The 16,299-nt window shown below is 52.0% G+C and carries 17 protein-coding genes; 13 read left to right on the forward strand and 4 right to left on the reverse strand.

What is annotated here, in order from left to right:
* Positions 1–7: 7 nt before the first annotated feature.
* The 3 genes from trpB (at position 8) to BN4_RS18120 (ending at position 2,610) form a co-directional block, all read left to right on the forward strand.
* Positions 8–1,171 carry a tryptophan synthase subunit beta gene (gene trpB, locus BN4_RS07260; RefSeq protein WP_015414727.1) on the forward strand — a complete coding sequence of 388 codons (1,164 nt, stop codon included), beginning with the start codon at positions 8–10 and terminating at the stop codon, positions 1,169–1,171.
* A 122-nt stretch (positions 1,172–1,293) separates the two neighbouring features.
* A complete protein-coding gene (trpA, locus tag BN4_RS07265) occupies positions 1,294–2,055 on the forward strand; it encodes a tryptophan synthase subunit alpha (RefSeq protein WP_015414728.1) in 762 nt (253 codons plus the stop codon).
* Between the two features lie 309 nt (positions 2,056–2,364).
* Positions 2,365–2,610 carry a hypothetical protein gene (locus BN4_RS18120; protein WP_231856588.1) on the forward strand — a complete coding sequence of 82 codons (246 nt, stop codon included), beginning with the start codon at positions 2,365–2,367 and terminating at the stop codon, positions 2,608–2,610.
* Between the two features lie 18 nt (positions 2,611–2,628).
* On the opposite strand, the gene BN4_RS07275 is transcribed toward BN4_RS18120, so the two are convergent.
* From BN4_RS07275 to BN4_RS07290, 4 genes are all read right to left on the reverse strand, one after another.
* On the reverse strand, positions 2,629–3,357 hold the full coding sequence (locus tag BN4_RS07275) for a tetratricopeptide repeat protein (RefSeq protein ID WP_015414729.1): 729 nt from the start codon (positions 3,355–3,357) through the stop codon (positions 2,629–2,631).
* A gap of 270 nt (positions 3,358–3,627) precedes the next feature.
* A complete protein-coding gene (locus tag BN4_RS07280; RefSeq protein WP_015414730.1) occupies positions 3,628–4,098 on the reverse strand; it encodes a TadE/TadG family type IV pilus assembly protein in 471 nt (156 codons plus the stop codon).
* An 11-nt stretch (positions 4,099–4,109) separates the two neighbouring features.
* Positions 4,110–5,378 (reverse strand): VWA domain-containing protein, encoded by a 1,269-nt coding sequence (locus tag BN4_RS07285; protein WP_015414731.1) that lies wholly within the window; start codon positions 5,376–5,378, stop codon positions 4,110–4,112.
* Positions 5,347–5,733 (reverse strand): TadE/TadG family type IV pilus assembly protein, encoded by a 387-nt coding sequence (locus BN4_RS07290; RefSeq protein WP_015414732.1) that lies wholly within the window; start codon positions 5,731–5,733, stop codon positions 5,347–5,349. The genes BN4_RS07285 and BN4_RS07290 overlap by 32 nt, the downstream gene beginning before the upstream one ends.
* A 253-nt stretch (positions 5,734–5,986) precedes the next feature.
* On the opposite strand from BN4_RS07290, the gene BN4_RS07295 reads away from it, so the two are divergent.
* The 10 genes from BN4_RS07295 to BN4_RS07340 all read left to right on the forward strand — a co-directional run bounded on the left by BN4_RS07295 (position 5,987) and on the right by BN4_RS07340 (position 16,290).
* Positions 5,987–7,369 (forward strand): sigma-54-dependent transcriptional regulator, encoded by a 1,383-nt coding sequence (locus tag BN4_RS07295; RefSeq protein ID WP_015414733.1) that lies wholly within the window; start codon positions 5,987–5,989, stop codon positions 7,367–7,369.
* 101 nt (positions 7,370–7,470) lie between these two features.
* Positions 7,471–8,571, forward strand: coding sequence for a phosphatase PAP2 family protein (locus BN4_RS07300; protein WP_015414734.1), 1,101 nt, complete (start codon positions 7,471–7,473; stop codon positions 8,569–8,571).
* A gap of 547 nt (positions 8,572–9,118) precedes the next feature.
* On the forward strand, positions 9,119–9,295 hold the full coding sequence (locus BN4_RS07305; RefSeq protein ID WP_015414735.1) for a Flp family type IVb pilin: 177 nt from the start codon (positions 9,119–9,121) through the stop codon (positions 9,293–9,295).
* A 114-nt stretch (positions 9,296–9,409) separates the two neighbouring features.
* On the forward strand, positions 9,410–9,991 hold the full coding sequence (locus BN4_RS07310; RefSeq protein ID WP_015414736.1) for an A24 family peptidase: 582 nt from the start codon (positions 9,410–9,412) through the stop codon (positions 9,989–9,991).
* A 15-nt stretch (positions 9,992–10,006) separates the two neighbouring features.
* Positions 10,007–10,828, forward strand: a complete 822-nt coding sequence (gene cpaB, locus BN4_RS07315) for a Flp pilus assembly protein CpaB (RefSeq protein ID WP_015414737.1) — start codon at positions 10,007–10,009, stop codon at positions 10,826–10,828.
* 8 nt (positions 10,829–10,836) lie between these two features.
* Positions 10,837–12,261, forward strand: coding sequence for a type II and III secretion system protein family protein (locus tag BN4_RS07320; protein ID WP_015414738.1), 1,425 nt, complete (start codon positions 10,837–10,839; stop codon positions 12,259–12,261).
* A 22-nt stretch (positions 12,262–12,283) separates the two neighbouring features.
* Positions 12,284–12,565 carry a hypothetical protein gene (locus BN4_RS07325; protein WP_015414739.1) on the forward strand — a complete coding sequence of 94 codons (282 nt, stop codon included), beginning with the start codon at positions 12,284–12,286 and terminating at the stop codon, positions 12,563–12,565.
* A gap of 181 nt (positions 12,566–12,746) precedes the next feature.
* A complete protein-coding gene (locus BN4_RS07330; RefSeq protein ID WP_015414740.1) occupies positions 12,747–13,934 on the forward strand; it encodes an AAA family ATPase in 1,188 nt (395 codons plus the stop codon).
* Entirely contained in the window at positions 13,931–15,319 is a 1,389-nt protein-coding gene (locus BN4_RS07335; protein WP_015414741.1) for a CpaF family protein, read from the forward strand. Before BN4_RS07330 ends, BN4_RS07335 begins: the two co-directional genes overlap by 4 nt.
* Positions 15,316–16,290: a type II secretion system F family protein gene (locus BN4_RS07340; protein WP_015414742.1), complete on the forward strand. Its 975-nt coding sequence runs from the start codon at positions 15,316–15,318 to the stop codon at positions 16,288–16,290. Before BN4_RS07335 ends, BN4_RS07340 begins: the two co-directional genes overlap by 4 nt.
* Positions 16,291–16,299 lie beyond the last annotated feature (9 nt).

Consider the following 16,299-nt stretch of genomic DNA (forward strand, 5'->3'; position numbering starts at 1 on the left):
ATTGACCATGAAGAAAGGTTACTTCGGCGATTTCGGCGGCCAGTTCATCCCGGAACTGCTCATGCCCCCGCTTATCGAACTGGAAAAAGCCATGGAAACCATCCTCCCTTCCGAGGAGTTCCAGACACGCTTTATCGATATGCTCAAGGAAAATGTAGGCCGTCCTTCGGCTATGACCCATTGCGCTAATCTTTCCAAAGATCTCGGGCTTGACCTCTGGCTCAAACGGGAAGACCTCAATCATTCCGGCGCACATAAGATTAACAACACCCTCGGACAAGGCCTTCTAGCCAAGATGATGGGAAAAAATGTACTGCTGGCCGAGACCGGTGCAGGCATGCATGGCGTGGCCACGGCTGTCGCGGCCGCCATGCTCGATATGAAGGCCATTATTTACATGGGGGCCACGGATGTGGTCCGTCAAGCCCCCAATGTCAACCGGATGCGACTCATGGGTGCGGAGATAGTGGCTGTCGAATCCGGCACCAAGACCCTCAAGGACGCCATCAATGAGGCGTTGCGCCGTTGGTTGTCCGATCAGGAAACCACGCACTACTGCTTTGGCACCGCTGCCGGACCACACCCCTTTCCGACACTGGTTCGCCAATTCCAGCAGATCATTTCCCAAGAAGCCCGCCAGCAATTCATGGATCGCAACAATGGTTCTCTGCCCGATGCCGTGGTCGCGTGTGTCGGAGGTGGCTCCAATGCCATCGGCATGTTCCACCACTTCATCCCCGATGCATCCGTCCGAATCATAGGTGTGGAGGCAGCAGGAACAGGAGAACCGGGGTGTGACAATTCCGCTCCCTTGAGCATTGGCTCGGACGGTATCCTGCATGGAATGAAGACCAAGCTGCTACAGACAGAAACAGGACAGATTTTGCCGTCCCACTCCATCGCGCCAGGTCTGGATTATCCTGGAGTCGGACCGGAACACGCGCACTTGCACGATTCCGGCCGTGGTGAATATGTCACCATCAATGACGCACAGGCCATCAATGCCTTCAAAGTACTTTCCCAGCGTGAAGGCATCATCCCGGCTTTGGAATCTTCTCACGCCGTGGCCTACGCCATTGAAAACAAGAAGATGCTTCAAGGCAAGTCCGTGCTTGTGTGCCTGTCCGGTCGCGGAGACAAGGATCTCGGGATACTGGACGAGATTCTGTAGAGCCGGAGAACTCAGACAGCCCCAACAGGCATCTGTGCACTCCATCCCCGTGAGGGAACTCGACACATCACCACAACACATTGGCGCACTCGAAGACGCCAGTGGTAAAGAAGGGGTAAAATATGAATCCCATGCAAATAAAAATAGACGAGGCTGTGACCAAAGGGTCCGTGGGCCTCATCCCATTTCTTCCGGCTGGTTTCCCCAACAGGGAACAGTTCTGGAAGGAACTTGAAGAATTGGACGCAGCAGGCGCATCCATCATTGAAATAGGCATGCCCTTTTCCGACCCGGTAGCCGATGGCCCAGTGGTGGAAAAAGCATCCCTCCAATGCCTGGAGGACGGCATCGACCTAACTTGGATATTCGAAGGCCTCAAGAAGCGCAAAGGCTCATTCAATGCGGCATTGCTGCTCATGGGGTATCTCAACCCGGTCTACCAATACGGAGTGGAGCAATTCGGCGCGGACTGTGAGGCCGCTGGGGTATCAGGACTGATTATCGCTGACTTACCCTACGAAGAAGCCGATTTTGTCAAGCAAGCCATCGAATCCCACGGAGTGGCTCTGGTCCCGCTTATCGGATTGAATACAAGCCGGGAACGCATGAAACTCTATGCCAAGGGTGCTACTGGATTTTGCTATTTTGTCTCGGTCCTCGGCACCACTGGTCAACGGGAATCCCTGCCTGCCCGTATTAAGGAAAAACTGACCGAAGCCCGCGAAATATTCACGGTCCCCATTGCCTTGGGTTTTGGGATCAAACACCCTGATCAACTCTCCCAATTTGAAGGGCTTCTGGACGCGGCGGTTTTCGGTTCAGCGCTTATCAGCCACATAGAAAGCGGCAAATCGAGTCAGGAGTTCATGGCTCCCTGGACTTGAATCAAACATGAAAGCATAAAAAAGCCCGGTTTTCCGGGCTTTTTTATGCTTATTCACTGAGAATATCCTGTGCGGTAGAGGAATAAAATACCCACGTGGTCAGCATAGGCACTCTCTGTCTGTGCCAAGGACATTGCTTGTACACGCAAATTCATCTAGTTTTACCGGATGATTCTATTCGTCCTTATGAGAGATCTTCTCATATTCATAACAGGAGTGTTGTACTTCGAGTTTTATCTCGACTTCAAATTGCCGAACGAAAGCAATTTACTTTTATTTTTTGTTGCGATTCCGATAGTATGGGCAACCATGATGCAGATGTGGACCGCTATCAGTTATCGAGAGCAAAAAAATCGAGTGATGTATTGGGCATGCCATATGATGGGTGTCCTTTTATTAACCTGTTCCGTCTTCCTCATCAGTGCCGTCTTGAATTCTATCGAATCTTCATTGAGCACAACAGGCAACATACTCTTTCATGTCGTGGGATGGTCTGCCATCTTGAGTATCATCTTCTACGATATGGTCGATATCGCTCGGGATGATGACCGCTGAAAAATTGTCCCCAGTTTATCACATGTTTTTTTCGCAATATCTCAAAAACTTTTGCGCTTCCATGAACTGAGGATTGATATTCAAAGCGTCTTTCAGACTCGCCATGCACGGCTCGTTCATTCCTTTTTCAAAATAGACTCGCGCAAGATTGAAATGGACATTCTCGTCGTCATTCACGATTTCCAGGGATTTCTTGTAGTACCGAATCGATTCATCATAGTGGCCGTTCTTTCGCAAACTGATGCCGAACTTATTGAATTTCTGACGATGCTCGTAGGTGAATGCCTCGGAGATGCCGAGCAGAGTATTCAAGACCCGCTTGAGCTTGTTGAATTCCTTGGTGTGTGAGTAGACCTCGCCCAATCCGTAGTTGGCATCAATACTCTTCTCATCAATCATCAACGCCTTGATGAACTGCCCTTCGGCTTCATCCATATTTCCAGCGGAAAAGGCCTGCTCGCCCTGTTCGATCTTTCGAGCCAAAGTCTCAAGAGCAGGGACAGTATGAATCTGATAATAAGAAGGTTCCGGGGTGTATTGCTTGAGAAAATCAAGCTCGCCAAGAACGGTTCGGACGCCGGAAGGGACATGATGCGCATTGAGCGGTTGCACCTCAAATTCCTTTTGTGAGATCTGCCGAGCATACCAATATGTTATATTCGAACGCTTCTCTGCCGTGCCGCCGGTTCCTATTTCCGCTTCCAATTGAAGCGAATAGACACCGAGTATTTGTGGATAATCACTCAAAGTCGAGTCTCCATTCCGTCATGTCCATTATGATTGTACGTGCCGTGGATATATCAATACTCACAGTCAAGGATGTACAGCACAGCCTTAGTAAAATCAATAATTCTTATCATAACCACAAGCTGTTGCGAATAAAAATAAAAGGCCCGACCCGGTACACGTAAAGAGTATACCGAGCCGGGCCTTTTATTAAAATAAATTTATAAGGAAATATTTATCCGTTCGAAAAAAGACCGATGGGAATCTGCCAAATAAATTGGGAAAAGGACACTATTCGCCACAAGGCTTCCACGGCTCATTAAGCTTTCGTTCATGGCCTTCCAGATTGATCACCTCCGGGAAGACATCCCCAACCAAAGGAGTAAAGGGATGATAATGATATATAACGGAGACCTGGACCAATTCGCACGGCCCACCGGGATCATTCTCCACACCATCACCAGTGGCACTGGCTGTGGGCCAGGAAGAGACAGTGATTTCCTTTGCTCCGTTATCCAGTGCCGTCAGCCATTTCTCGGTCTCGGCAACGATTTGCGACAAGCGATTTCCCTCTTCATCTCCCACTCCGGTCGCGGCAAAGCGTGCTCCGACCTGGGCGGCTTTCTGAATACTCAGCCACGAATAAAAGATCGATCCGAATTCGACCATGCCGAGAACCAAAACAAAAATGAATGGAATGATAAGGGCGAACTCAATGGTGGTGACGCCTCTGCGACGGGCAATATTGCTACGCTGTTTCATACTTGTTCTCCCTAGTTCAAGAGCCGCCAGCCCAACTGCTTCCCGATTTCCTTGAAGACATCCGGGATATCGTAGACTGATGGTGCATCAAAGTAATGGTCATCCGTTCCTGTTTTGCTGGAGGCAATTTCCTTCATCAAACTGACATCGGTATTATCTGAAGACCCAAAGCGGATGGAAAAAATCTCAACTCCCGCATCCTTAGCCAATTCGGCCTCAGCGAGCATTTCCTCATTCAGGACACCGCCATTTTCACAATGGGCCGTATCGACGCCCATACCAAAGTAGGCGTTGGTCCAATAATTATTCGGTCGATACGAGGCCCTGTAGGAGCCTCCGCATTCGCCATCTTCCGTATCCCCATCAGTCAGGACAATCATGATCTTGCGCATATCTTCCTTGTCACCACCCTGGGTGTACGGTTCCTCCGGCGTCAGGACATTTCGCCCCCATTTGATTCCTTCGGAGATAAGCGTGCCAGAGGCATTTCCGGTGGCAGTCTGTTGATTGATGGCCGAAATGATCTCGTCCTTGTCCTGGGAGAGAGGCATGATTTCGGGAATATCCGAACACGTATCCAAATCAATGGAACGACGGTATCGAGAGGAAAGCGCGTAATAGTCATCCATGAACTCATCATTGATGCCGTTATTAACGCTTCCGTCCGCATTGCGGCAGCCACCATCCAGACCATCGACATCATCTCCCACTTTCACCTTGCCGCGAAAGGGAACCAGACCGACCTTGGTGTCCGGGTCTGCCCCATCCGGCATGAGCAACTCTGTTAACTCAATGGACGCCTCCTTGACCAAATTGATGGGCGTGCCTTTCATGGAGCCGGAATTATCGACCACAAAAACTACTTCGAGCTTATTGAAACCTGCGGCGGCTGACGCCGAGACCCAATGATCGGCGATACCGGTAAAGCCCATGATCAGAAGCTTGACCTCAGCCTTGGCCTTGACCACGACACTGCGAACTTCCGTGCCGGGAGAAACCTGCTGGACTACGGCAGCAGGCATGTTGGTATGGATCATGTCAGTAACAGCCTGCTTGACCAGCCCTTTGTCTATGTCAGGATCATATGGCAATTCCAGACTTCCTGCCAAAGCACCTGCATCAACAGCGGCCTGAAGGCGCGTATGCGTAACATACATATTCCCCATGTCCACAGCCAACCCCACCATTCCGAGAATGACGGGAACCAGCAGAGCCAGCAGGATGCTCGTGGCACCACAACGGGAATTATCAGGGAAGCGGCATGGTTGTTTGCGCTGCAAGAGTGAGCGAGTCCTCGCCAGTGAGCATTTCGATGGCATACTCGCCAAACGGTTGGTAATCATAGGAAACCTCGACAGTCACGGTGTTGGAGGCCGTATCGGTCGTCACGGACGTCCGCAGAGCCTCGGAGTTCAGGTCATCTGTGATTGCCCGAACCAGTGTTTCAATTTCAGATGTTTCACCATCCATCAGTGCCAAACGTGCCCCCTCGCGGCTCGCTTCGACCAAACTTGAATATGTATGCATGGCATTGGCACCTTCAATAATCAGGAAGAGCAGCAAGGCAAAGCCCGGAAGCAGCAAGGCGAATTCCACCGCAGCCAGCCCCTGGCGTGAAAAGTTTCTCTTTCTCATTGCCCAATCTCCTTGTCAGCGATTCTTCCAGCCCGAAACGAGCTGTGTATTCGGCATTAGCAATGGATATGCCATTGACGATAAATATCTTTATTTAAATAGGCAATTACCTGATATAAAACATTTTTTTGCAAGAAACAAAAAAAATGAAACATTGGAATTGCCACCACACCTGGCCTGCCCATCTATTTTTTGTGGATTTAATGGAATAAACTCTGTATTATACAGGGCAGGGGACAAAGGAGGAGAGGGTATGGCTGAAAAAATACTGATTGTTGATGACGATCGCGCTTTTCAAGGAATGCTGGTCGAAGCATTGACAGACAAGGGATATGAGATCGACACGGCACCGACTGCCGAAGACGGCATTACCAAGGCTGGAGCTGGAGACTACGACCTCATACTGCATGACATCAAACTCCCAGGCATGTCCGGGCTGGAGGCGCTGCCCCACCTCGCCGACGCCGCCCCCGGAGTGGATGTCATTGTCATGACCGGCTATGCCTCCAAGGATTCCGGCGTTCAAGCCATGCAACATGGAGCCTATGACTACTTCACCAAACCATTCTCTCTGAGTGAAATGGAGGTTGTTGTCCGCCGCGCCATGGAAAAACGCCGTATGCAGTTGGAGCTGGCAGAATTGAAAAAGCGCGGTTCAACCAGCCCCCTTCATGATATCATCGGCCAATCAGCTCCCATGCAGGCCATCAAGAAAAGGATTGCCCGTGTCGCGGAACTCAATGCCGATGTTCTGATCATGGGAGAAACCGGAACCGGCAAGGAACTGGTTTCAGATACCATTCACGCCATGAGCACCCGGGGGAAGGGACCATTTGTCAAGCTCAACTGTGCCGCCATCCCGGAAAATCTCATTGAAAGTGAATTGTTTGGACACGAGAAAGGAGCCTTCACCGGCGCGACATCTGTCAAGCACGGTAAATTCGAGATGGCCAAAGGAGGCAGCATTCTGCTGGATGAGCTCGGCGAAATGCCCATGCACCTTCAGCCTAAAATCCTCCGTGCCGTTGAACAGAAACAGGCTGAAAGATTGGGAGGAGCCAAACCGGTCAAATACGATGTTCGCATCATTGCAGCCACCAACCTTGATCTTGAAGAGCGCATCGCTCAAGGCCACTTCCGAAGCGATCTTTACTATCGACTGAATGTCGCGACCCTGATCCTGCCCCCGCTGCGGGAACGCAAGACTGATCTGCCCGAATTGGCAGATTTTTTTCTGGATCGAGCTAACCGCCGCCTTGGCACTGATATAAGCGCGATATCTGCCGATGCCATGGAAATTTTCTTCAACTACGACTGGCCTGGCAATATCCGACAATTTGCCAACGCAGTGGAACGCGCCGCCATCTTCTGCACTTCATCCGTCATTACTCCATCTGAAGTGGACCAGGCTTTTTCCAACAAACAACCGCAGAAGGATGCCGGACTCTCACTGCCTGAAACCTCCCTCCCACTCAAACAGGCACTTATTCAATATGAAAGATCTCTCATCGAGAACGCCCTGCGTCTCACCGGGGGGACACAGACTGACGCAGCCGAATCGCTCGGCATTTCAGCAAAAAATCTCTGGAACAAACTCAAGAAACACGGCATGGATCCTGCACAATTCAAGGCATAATGGCCCATAGCCAGGAAGAATCCATTTTTTTTGGAGTCTTTCTTGACGCATGAGAAGTTCGTGCGCGCCCATGTTCCCTGAACCCATCTGGCAGGTTTCCCATGCTCCAAACCTTGCAGGCAACAACTCACCGATCGGCAGTCTCTACGCTGAAATTTGGTGGGCGCGCCTTCTCCATTCTTCTTGCAAACATTCATGCTCACATCATCCCCATAGCTGTTGTTAGCCTGTATACCCTGGCCCTCTTCATATATATAGAGATATTCCACCTGGAATCACTTGCCCATTTCGCCCTGTACAACGGGACAGCAGCTTTTCTGTTTGCCCTGACCCTAGGATTCTTTTTTATTATCTATTGTTTCAAAGCCGAAATCCATGACATGCCGGAGAAACTGTTTCCCCATGTCATGCGAAAATTAAAAGACGAATTCTTCACTCTTGATCGCCTCTTCGGAGCGACTCTGGCCATTGCTCTTTTCATTCTCATGCTCATAACCTTTGCCAACTTCAAACGAATGATTCCCGCCGTCATCCCCTTCCATCTTGATACGAATTTGAGCGAGTTGGACCGCTGGCTGCATCTCGGCACTGATCCATGGCAATGGTTGCAGCCTTTCATCGGCTTCCCGATCATGACCTTTGCCATCAACATCATGTACAATCTCTGGCTCTTTCTGATCATTGTGGTCTTCTACTGGCAGGCGTTTTCCGTCACGAACAAGGAGCTCAGAAAACAGTATCTGCTGGCGTTTTTCCTCTGCTGGATACTCATCGGAACCCTTGCTGCGACATTCCTCTCCTCTGCCGGACCATGCTATTACCACCGCTTCGGGGACGTCCCCAATGTCTATGCTCCCCTCATGACCTATCTACACCACGCCGATGCCATATACCCAATATGGGCGCTTGACATGCAGGACATCCTGCTGAAGAGCTACGACCTCAAATCAACCACCATGGCTTCCGGCATAACCGCCATGCCCAGCATGCATGTTTCCATTGCATGGCTCATGGTGCTGCTTGGATGGCGCATCAACCCATTCGCCGGATGGGTATTTTCCCTCTACTGCGGAGTTATTCTGATCGGTTCAGTCCATCTTGGTTGGCATTATGCAGTGGATGGGTATGTTTCCATCATGCTGACAACTCTCATCTGGCATCTCTCAGGCAAAGTTCTCACCAGAAAATCCCTGTCGTGGTAAAAAACTGACGAAGAAGAAAAGCACCTCTCATTGAGAAAGTCCCTCTTACCATCCAGATAAGGGGGACTTTCTGGACACGCTTCCCATCAAGTCTTCATCTCCCTTCGATTTCCCCCCTCTACCAACGTGGCGTCCCCTTGCTTGAGACTCGCAACCAATGCGCCTCAAGTACCGTTGCACCTCAAGTACCGTTGCACCTTCGAGAAGTCCTCCCCACACGTTTCCATTTAATATTTCATGAATCTATTTTTTATAGACTGCCTTAACCTTTTGTTTTTAAAAGATTTTTGCACTTTGATTTCTTCAAGAAGCTCTTTTAAAGAATACACAAATGATGGATTCCCCTTTTCAAAAAGACAATTGGAGACTCCATTCTCAATCCCAGTTTTTTAAAAAAAAATCAACAATACAAGTATATTATATTATAAATACCACAAACAGACACCTTTGGCACGGCCGTTGCTTAATTGGGTTCGTGGCTAGTGAAACATCACATAAACAAAATTTTCGGCTCATCCATGAGCCAAGTCAAACAAGGAGAAACACAATGTCTATCATCAAAAATCTGATCATGAACGAAGAAGGCGCAACTGCCCTGGAATACGGCCTTCTCGCTGCACTCATCGCCCTGGGCATCATCACCGCCGTGACCCAGCTTGGCGACGCTGTTACCAAGACTTTCAGCACCATCGCTACCGAGATGGAGACTGCAACGGCATCATAAGCCGGAGCATGGAGCATAATTTTACCGTTTAACGGAAGCAGCCAGAGCAGCCGGACCGGGGCTTGCGGGAAAGCAGCCCGCTCGTCCCGGTCCTGTCGTCCGAGGGGAAAACGGATGACGCACGGAACCTTGGCTCATATCGGGGGAACCATGGATATCATCATCAGCAGCGTCCTTGCAGCGGCACTTGCCATCGCCACTGTCACCGACCTGAAACGCCAGCGCATATACAACTGGCTCACTTTTCCTCTCATCACCACCGGATTGGGCGCACATACCATCCACGCAGGGTGGGACGGACTAATCCTCAGCAGTTCCGGCTTTGCACTGGGACTATTCGTCATGTTCATCCCGTTCCTCCTCGGCATGATGGGGGCAGGAGATGTTAAACTCATGGCCGGAATCGGCGCATGGCTCGGCGTCAACACCACCTTCACCGCATTTTTGTTAACCAGCATTATCGGCGGCATATATGCCCTGCTGGTCATGATACGGCACAGAGAGTACATGAAGGCCATTTTCATGAACATCTGGGGCACCTTTCTGCGAACCCTGTCCACCAGAACCTTCGACTATTCCCCCATTGAGGCGAAGAAGACTCTCCCCCGCCTGTGCTACGGCGTCGCCATTACCATAGGTACTCTGGGAGCCATGATTTTCAACTATACACAGACCGGCACAGTGCTGGCTCTGTAAGGCAGGGGAAACACCATGAGCAAATCAACACGAGCACTCCTCCAGATAGGTATAGCCCTGATGCTGGCCATTGCCGCTGGCGGCCTCATTTTCATGTGGTCGGTCAAACTGACCAAACAACCCGCCCCCAGAACGGAAGCTTCCACTGTGGGCGTGGTTGTGGCACGAGAGGACATCCATCGCGGGAGCAAGCTCGTCTCCGACATGCTCACGGTCAAACAGTTCACCCCAGACTCCAAACCGACCGGGTCCTTCGCTTCGATCAAGGAGATAGAAGGCCGTGTGCTGAATACGAATATTTCCGGCAATGAAGCGGTCACCAAGTCCAAATTGGCAGACCCCTCCATCATGGGAGGCGGTGTCTCCGCCCTCATTGAACCGGGGAAACGCGCCATGTCGGTCAAGGGAAACTCAGTCATGGGACTGGCCGGATTCGTCCGGCCTGGTGATCGTGTGGATGTGATTGTCACCCTGCCCGAAGGGTATGACGAGAAGCCTGTCACCAAGCTGGTTCTCGAACGAATCAAAATCATCGCCACTGGAACAGAACTTTCCCCGCCCAACGCCGAAGGCAAGACCGCATCCGTGGATGTCTATACCCTGGAACTTTCACCAGCGGAAAGTGAACGGTTGGCCCTGGCCGCGACCCAGGGGACCTTGAATTTCGCCCTGCGCAACGAACAGGATACCGCAAAGGTTCTGACAACCGGAGTCACGGCCCGCAAGGCGCTCGCGGCATTGCGCCCCAAGCCAAAGCCCCGTCAGAGGCGAACCAGCCGTTCTCGGGTCAAGGTCGAAGTCATCACCGGCGGCGATTCCCGGACCCTGAAGTTCTAGGAGCAGCCATGAAGACACCCAATACCATATATCTTTTCCTGCTTCTGGCAGTGATACTCCCCGGAACAGCCATGGCTGACGTGCAGATCATGAACACGGAAGCACCAGGCGTGATCCGCATAGTGCTCGACAAATCCACCATACTGAACACGGACAAACCAGTCAGTCGAGTCTCCATAGCCCAACCTGGATCAGCATCCATCGTGGTGCTTTCTCCCACACAGATATACATTACCGGGCAAACACTGGGAACCACGACTCTGACCCTATGGGAAGGCTCGACGGTCTCCGCTGTGTACGATCTGGTCATTACTCCGGATGTAACGCGACTCAAGCGCATGATTCATGAAATTCTGCCGGAGGAGAAGGGGATCCAAGTCCTCTCATCCGGGGAATCCATCACCCTGTCCGGCTACGTGACCAGCACCGGCAACCTCACCAGCGTTCTTGCCCTGGCCGAAGCCGAAGCCCCGGAAAAAGTCGTCAACCTTCTGCGTGTGGACGGAGTTCAACAAGTCATGCTTGAAGTCAGGGTCGCGGAAATGAGCCGGACCGTCCTCAAACGTATGGGCGTCAACCTCGCAGCGACATTCAGCAATTTTACGTTATACTCATTCCTGAACAACCTCACGAGTCTTTCTTCGGATGGGGACGGGGTGATCAATCTGACAGACCACATCACTGGCGTGGCCAGTTACACCAGCGGCAACACATCCATCACCGGATTCATTGACGCCCTCAAAACTCAGGGATTGGCCAAATTGCTGGCCGAACCAAACCTGACATGCGTTTCCGGTGAGTCGGCAAATTTCCTCGTGGGCGGTGAAATCCCCATCCCAATGCCAGGTTCGCTTGGCACGGTTTCGGTCGAATTCAAGCCATTCGGAGTGGGGCTCGGGTTCACCCCCACGGTTCTCAGCTCCGGGGCCATCAACCTTCAAGTCAGCCCGGAGGTCTCCGAACTCGATTACACCCAGGCTCTGCCCTATGACGGCTATGAAATCCCGGCCATCAAGACTCGTCGCGCATCCACTGTCATTGACCTTGCAGATGGCCAATCCTTTGCCATCGCCGGTCTGATCAGCGAGTCCCTCAAGGAAAACAATACCCGCTTTCCGGTACTGGGAGACGTTCCGATACTTGGAACTCTCTTCCGCAGCACTGACTTTTCCAAGGACAAGACGGAACTTGTGATCATCGTCACCGCGCATTTGGTCAAGCCCATCGACATGGCCAGCCAGACTTTGCCCACAGATGGATTCAAAGAACCAAGCGACTATGAGTTCTACATGCTCGGCCTCCTGGAGGGGGAAAACACACCCACGGAAGAAGCGACTTCGGCCAAAGCGGAAGGCAAATCATCCGGAACTGCAACCGTGGTCCGCCCCGAAAACGGTTTTGACGGTCAATTCGGCCATTCTTGGTCCCAATAGGGAAGAGAACGAGGAACGACTCATGAAAAAGAGACTTGTTTCGATAGTGGCTATCGGCATCCTGCTTCAGGCCGGATGCAGCCTGACACAGGTAGAGCACAAGGAATCAACCATTCCTTTTGGCAGTTCCGTCCGCATGGCGGTCAAACAACAAATATTCAATCCCGAGGCAGGTGGCGATGCTCCTGTTGTCGGGCTGAATGGGCGCTATGCCGCTTCCGTTGCAAAAAAATATGATGCGGGACCAAAGACAGAAGCCGCAAGCGGGCCATCCGTGTCCGAAACGATTATCGGGACCAAGTAACATGTGGTCCAGATATTCATATTACTGGCGAGAATTGTTGTTCATGGCGTTCATGATAACGATTCTGCTGCTTGACCTGACACTTTTTGACGTTCTGTCCCCTTTTGGAGATGAGGGGGCCGGAACCGCCAAGGCTGTAAGGATCATCCATTAGGCATGATCCGCGATAAAGGGGGAACCGATGAACAACAGAATAATACCTGTCACACTGGCGCTTATTGACAGCGAAGAACGAAAGAAGCTGGAGCGGATAATCGCATCAAACTACATGGTGCGTCTGGCTGATGAAGAAAATGACGAGATGGGGGTGTTGATATACGAACCTGGCGACTCCGTGAACGAGGACCTTCCGCATATCATTCACGCCCTGGAGTCCGGTCAGGCCGAAGATGTCTATCTTGCTGGCAGTCATGCTGATTCGGACATCCTTATCCGAGGCATGAGAAACGGTATCCGTGAATTTTTGCACTTCCCCATAGAGGAAAATGATTTTCGCGCGGCAATCATGCGCACGGCCATGCGCTCCAGTCTGGACAGTGATACTGGAGAGAAAGGACGGATTATCAGCCTGATGAGTGGCAAGGCCGGACTCGGCAACACGACCGTAGCCGTGAACCTTGCCTGGGAATTGAACAGGCGAGCGCCTGGACGCACGCTTCTGCTCGATCTGCGTCGCCCGAACGGGGAGGTCCAGTACTTCCTCGACCTCAAGCCCGAATACACATGGGGTGACTTGATGCAGGACGTCTCGCGCCTGGACGCGACCTACCTGCATTCACTCGTGACAGAGCACCCCTCCGGCCTGCATATTATGCCCGGTCCCGCCGAAGGAGACCGGCCCGATGCACAGACTCTCTACCTCATTCTCGAACAACTCCGCCAAAGTTACGACTTTGTCATCATCGACACGAATTTCCCGGAGAGCGGCAAATTGACCAAGGAAGTGGAAATGGCCGACTCCATCCTGCTCCCCCTGCATCTGACACTCCCGAGTCTGGCTCGGACTTCCCGACTGATAGAGTCCATACGCAGTCAGGACCCGGATGCCGAAAGACGCATGACCCTGATAGCGAACAGAGTCACCAAGGATACCACCATTGGCGTGGCTGAAGCGGCGGATGTACTCTCCCGTCGGATTCCCTGGGTTATCCCGGAAGATACCTCATCAGTCCAATCCGCCTTGAATCAGGGCACTCCCCTGGTCAAGTCCTACCCAAAATCACCCGCTGCCAAGACCATCATCGCCATGGCCAGGGGGCTGGACCACCGCAAGCAACCCAAGTCCCGCTCCTTTTCCTTTCCGTTCGCCTCTCTCTTTTCACGCAAAAAGGACATGATTGATGCCAAATTAGCGGGGGCTGTCTCATGAATCTTGCAGCACGATTGAATAAGAAGACACCCAAGGCAGGCAAGCCCACAGCTTCAAGGAAAACGTCCTCGTCCAGAAGCACCGAACTTGCGGACCACTACTTTGACATCAAGACTCGTATCCATGATCGGTTGATCGACATCATCGACTTGTCTCTCCTCGATAGCCTCAGTGAAGCCGAGATGCGTGGAGAAATAGCCAAGGTCACGGAAGGCTTGCTCTGGGAGGAATTCCAGAGCGCGCCTCTCAATCTGGCAGAACGAAAACGTATGCTCTCGGAAATCCAGGATGAAGTCATTGGTTTGGGACCGCTGGAGCCGTACATCAAGGACCCGACAGTCAACGACATACTGGTCAATGGATACAAGCAGATATATGTGGAGCGCGCAGGCAAATTGGAGCCGACCCCAGCCAGATTCAAGGATGACGATCATCTGCGCAAAATCATCGACCGTATCGTCTCTCAGGTCGGCCGCCGTATCGATGAATCCCAACCCCTGTGCGATGCCCGACTCATGGACGGTTCCCGTGTCAACGCCGTGATTCCGCCTCTGGCCATCGATGGTCCTTCGCTCTCCATACGCAAATTTTCCAAAGACCCCCTCGAAATAAGCCATCTTATCAGTTTCAATTCGCTGACCGAACCCATGGCCAGACTCATGGACGGCATTGTCAAGGCTCGCTTGAACGTCCTCATATCGGGCGGAACCGGCTCAGGGAAGACAACGCTGCTCAACTGCCTGTCGCGCAATATCCCCGAAGACGAACGTATCGTCACCATTGAGGACGCGGCCGAACTGCAACTCAAGCAGGACCACGTTGTTCGACTGGAAACACGTCCGGCCAATATCGAAGGCAAAGGGGAGATAGATCAACGCGAGCTGGTCAAGAACTGCCTGCGCATGCGCCCTGACCGGATCATCGTCGGAGAGTGCCGCGCTTCAGAAGCACTGGATATGCTCCAGGCCATGAATACGGGCCACGATGGATCTCTGACCACGATTCATGCCAACACACCGCGTGATGCCTTGATGCGACTGGAAACCATGGTCTCCATGGCCGGATTGAACCTCTCTCCCATGTCCATGAAACGATACATCTCCTCGGCAATTGATGTCATTATCCAGGCCACCCGCATGGTGGACGGGACAAGAAAAGTTATCTCCATTCAGGAAGTCAGTGGTATGGAGGGAGAGATGATCACCATGCAGGAAATCTTTTCATTCGAACAGACCAACGTCAGCAAACAAGGTAAGGTGGAAGGATATTTCACAGCTCGCGGTATTCGCCCTAAATTTGCCGAAAAACTCGAACGGATGGGCTTTACCTTTCCGGGGGACATGTTCAAAGCCTCACCAAGACCACAAGTGGGAGAGCTGTCATGACCATAACAATCCTCATCGCCCTGGGAAGTGCGGCGGTCCTTTTCCTGCTCTTCATGGGCATCGGGGCGCTCCTGCGCTCCCGTCGAGACGAAGCAGAAGGACGGGTCAAGCAGCGCCTTCGCCAATTTGCCCTGACCGAAGTGGAATCGGATTCCATTGACCTGATTCTCAAACAGACCGCCATGAGCACCATGCCGTGGTTCAATCGGGCACTCAAAAAACTCCGCTTTGCCGCCAATCTGGAAGAGACGATCAAGCAGGCCAATGCCAAAGGATCAGCCGGAGTTTATCTCCTGGTATGTGCCCTGCTCGGGCTGATCGGGATATATATCGGCATCATCTTTGCCCAAAATCTAATGGTTGCCGTGGCTCTTGCAGGCGTCTGCGGTATCATGCCCATCCTGTATCTTCAAAAGCTCAGAACAAGCCGCATGGATCGTTTTCAGACACAGCTCCCCGAAGCTCTCGATCTCATGAGCCGGGCGCTCAAGGCCGGCCATACTTTTGGCGGAGCCATGCGAATGGTCGCGGATGAATTCGAAGACCCCATAGGGAGCGAATTCCGCACCACCATTGATGAAATCAATTTCGGCATGGACGTGGACCGCGCCATGGCAAACCTGCAAAATCGCGTGGATGTGACAGACCTCAAATTCTTTATCGTCTCAATCAACATCCAGCGCGAAACCGGTGGCAACCTGGCGGAGATCATTTCCAACATCGCCAGCCTCGTCCGCGAACGGTTCGTCTTGTTCGGCAAGATCAAGGTGCTGTCCGCCGAAGGTCGCATCTCAGCCATATTGCTTGCCTCACTCCCCTTTTTCATTTCCGGCGCGCTCTATATGCTCAACCCGGAATATATGTCTCGACTCTGGACCACTGAACTGGGCCGGACCATGACCTGGGGTGCAATCATCGCCATGAGCGTCGGCATCGTAGTGATGCGAAAAATGGTCAAGATCAAAGTGTAAAGAGGGAGA

The sequence above is a fragment of the Pseudodesulfovibrio piezophilus C1TLV30 genome (assembly GCF_000341895.1).
GTDB lineage: Bacteria > Desulfobacterota > Desulfovibrionia > Desulfovibrionales > Desulfovibrionaceae > Pseudodesulfovibrio > Pseudodesulfovibrio piezophilus.